Source organism: Stackebrandtia sp., from assembly GCF_035643755.1.
Taxonomy (GTDB): Bacteria; Actinomycetota; Actinomycetes; order Mycobacteriales; family Micromonosporaceae; genus Stackebrandtia.
In genome coordinates this window covers 1-3014 of record NZ_DASQPW010000219.1, presented here as the reverse complement: position 1 = coordinate 3014, position 3014 = coordinate 1, and the positions used below count along the sequence as shown (strand labels likewise).

The 3014-nt window shown below is 69.4% G+C and carries 4 protein-coding genes and 1 pseudogene; all 5 read right to left on the bottom strand.

The window, feature by feature from the left end:
* The coding region (locus VE172_RS17000) for a beta-ketoacyl synthase N-terminal-like domain-containing protein (RefSeq protein WP_324803136.1) at positions 1 to 389 on the bottom strand (389 nt) is incomplete at its 3' end.
* 1 nt (position 390) lies between these two features.
* Entirely contained in the window at positions 391 to 636 is a 246-nt protein-coding gene (locus tag VE172_RS16995; protein ID WP_324803135.1) for an acyl carrier protein, read from the bottom strand.
* Between the two features lie 29 nt (positions 637 to 665).
* On the bottom strand, positions 666 to 1610 hold the full coding sequence (locus tag VE172_RS16990) for a beta-ketoacyl-ACP synthase III (protein WP_349258426.1): 945 nt from the start codon (positions 1608 to 1610) through the stop codon (positions 666 to 668).
* Positions 1611 to 1615: 5 nt separating this feature from the next.
* Positions 1616 to 2536 (bottom strand): annotated as a pseudogene (locus VE172_RS16985) (ACP S-malonyltransferase); the annotation flags it as partial.
* A 104-nt stretch (positions 2537 to 2640) separates the two neighbouring features.
* Positions 2641 to 3014: PucR family transcriptional regulator (locus VE172_RS16980; protein ID WP_324803132.1), on the bottom strand; the 374-nt coding region annotated here is incomplete at its 5' end.

Genomic DNA, 3014 nt, shown 5'->3' with positions numbered 1-3014 from the left:
TGCGGCGACACGCGGCGCGGACCGTGGGCCTCCAGAATGTCGTCCTGGTCCAGGAGGGTCTTCGCACCGCCGATGCCGCTGCCGAAGCACACGCCGAGCCGCTCGGTGTCCATGTCGGAATCCGTGAGACCGGCGTCGGCGTATGCCTCGGTGGCCGCGATGATCGCGACCTGCTCGCTGCGGTCCAGCCGCCGCTGCCGCACACGGGAGATCTTCTCGCCGGGGTCCTCGGCCAGTCGCGCGGCGATGCGGGCCGGCAGTTCGGTCGCCCAATCGTCGGTCAGGGCCGAAACGCCGGAGGCACCGTCGAGCATCGCGCGCCAGGTGGACGCCACGTCGCCACCCAGCGGCGTGGTCGCGCCGAGCCCCGTTACGACAACTTCAGTCACGTTACTTCTGGGCCTTTTCGATGTAGGAAACGGCGTCGCCGACGGTCTTGAGTTCCTGGACGTCGTCGTCGGGGATCTTCACTCCGAACTTCTCCTCGGCGGCCACCACGACCTCCACCATGGACAGGGAGTCCACGTCGAGGTCGTCGGTGAAGCTCTTCTCCTCGGTGGCGTCGGCGGGCTCGACCCCGGCGACCTCCTCGAGGATGTCGGCCAGACCGTCGCGGATCTCTTCGCGTGAGCTCATGTGTGTATTCCTTTCGGTTATTTGGATATTCAGGGACAGCGGATGACCTGACCGGCATAGGTCAGTCCACCGCCAAAGCCGAACAGCAACACCGGCGCACCGGTCTTGAGCTCGCCGTTGTCAATCAATTTGGACAATGCCAGCGGAACCGAGGCCGCCGAGGTGTTCCCGGACTCCACGATGTCGGAGGCGATGATCGCGTTGGGGGCCTTCAGCTTCTTGGCGATGCCCTCGATGATGCGCAGGTTCGCCTGGTGCGCCACGAAGGCGGCGATGTCGTCCATGTCCACGCCGGCGGCCTCGGCGGCCTTGCGGGCCAGCGGCGCCAGGGCGGTGATGGCCCAGCGGAACACGGTCTGTCCCTCCTGGGCGATGTACGGGTGGCTGGCCTCGATGCGGACCACGTCGCTCATCTCGGGCACCGAGCCCCACACCACCGGGCCGATGCCGGGCTCCTCGTCGCCCTCGGTACCGGTGATCACCACCGCGCCCGCGGCGTCGCCGAACAGGATGCAGGTGGAGCGGTCGGTCCAGTCGGTCCAGTCGCTCAGCTTCTCCACGCCGATGACGATCGCCTTGGTCGCCGAGCCGCAGCGGATGGCGTGGTCGGCGGTGGCCAGCGCGTAGCTGAAACCCGAGCAGGCGGTGTTGATGTCGTACCCGGCCGGCGAGCCGACGCCGAGGCGGTCGGCGACCCGGCAGGCGGTGTTGGGCACCCGGTCCACGGCGCTGCACGTGGCCACCACGACCAGGTCGATGTCGGAGGCTCGCAGATCCGATGCGGCCAGTGCCTTCTCGGCGGCGAGGGTGGCCATGTCGGCGACCGTCTCGTCCTCGGCGATCCGGCGCTCCCGGATGCCGACCCGCGACTGGATCCATTCGTCGTTGGTGTCGACCATCTGGGCCAGGTCCTCGTTGGTGAGCACCTTGGACGGTTGATAGTGGCCGACGCCGATGACGCGGGTACCGGTGATGCTCATTCCTGGCCTTCCGGGTTGTGGCGATTGATGAGGTCTCGGGCGGCGTCCAGGTCGTCGGGGGAGTTCAGCTTCACGATCTCCACACCGGACATGGCGCGCTTGGCGAGCCCGGCGAGGGTGCCCGCCGGGGGAAGCTCGATGACGGCGGTGACACCGCGCCGCGTCATCGCGTCCATGCACTCGTCCCAGCGCACCGAGGTGGTCACCTGGGCCACCAGGCGGTCCAGGGCCGCGGCGCCCGAGTCCATCGGCCGGCCGTCCGCGTTGGACAGCCAGGTGCGGCGCGGCTCGCCGGGGTTGAGGGTCTTGGCGAAGGACGCCAGGTTGTCGCCGGCGGGCTGCATGTACGGGGTGTGGAAGGCGCCGGCCACCGACAGGGGGCGCACCCGGGCCCCCGCGGGCGGGGCGTCGGCGAGCCTGCCGAGCGCCTCGTGCGAACCGGCGGCCACGATCTGGCCCGCGCCGTTGATGTTGGCCGGGTAGGCACCGGCGGCCTCGATGGCCGCGCGCACCTCGTCGGCGTCGCCGCCCAACACGGCGGACATCCCGGTGGGGGTGATGGCGCAGGCGGCGGCCATCTCGCGGCCGCGCACGGCGGCCAGCTGGATGGCGGAGTCGGCGTCGAGCACCCCGGCCAGCCGCGCGGCGCCGATCTCGCCCACCGAGTGCCCGGCGACCAGGTCGACGCCGTCCAGCCGCAGGTGCTCGGCGGCCAGCAGCGTGGCGGCCACCAGCAGGGGCTGGGTGACGGCGGTGTCGGTGATCGCCTCGGCGTCGGCCTCGGTTCCCAGGTGCACCAGGTCGATGCCGATCAGGTCCGACCAGCCGCGCAGGCGCTCACGGGCGCCGGGAAGCTCCAGCCAGGACGAGAGAAATCCGGGTTTTTGGGAGCCCTGCCCGGGGGCGAGAAGTGCAAGCACGTTTAAGACTGTCGCCGATCTTCAGCGGAAAATGGATGATCACCACTCACGATATCTGATGAAAATTTTTGGAGGAACCCTCTAAATCGCGCTGATGAGCTGGGCTAACGAATCAGGTCCCGGGTGGGGTCCAGGCGGCCTATGACCAAGGCCACACGCAGCGTGAACGCCTCATGGGAGACAAAGGGGGAGAAACCGGTCACCTCGGCCACGCGACGCATCCTATAGCGGATCGTGTTGGGGTGGACGAAGAGGTTGCGGGCGGTGGCCTCCAGGACCCCGCCGGTGGCGATGAAGGTGTCCACTGTGTTCAAAAGCGAGCCGCCCGCCCGCTCCAGGGCCTGAAACACGTCGATGCGCAGAATCCGGCGGGCCTCGGTGTCCCCGGCCAGGGCGCGCTCGGCCAACAGCTGGCCCGCCGACACCGGGCGCGGGGCGTCGGTCCAGGCCACCGCCGCGCGATGCCCCGACATCGCCG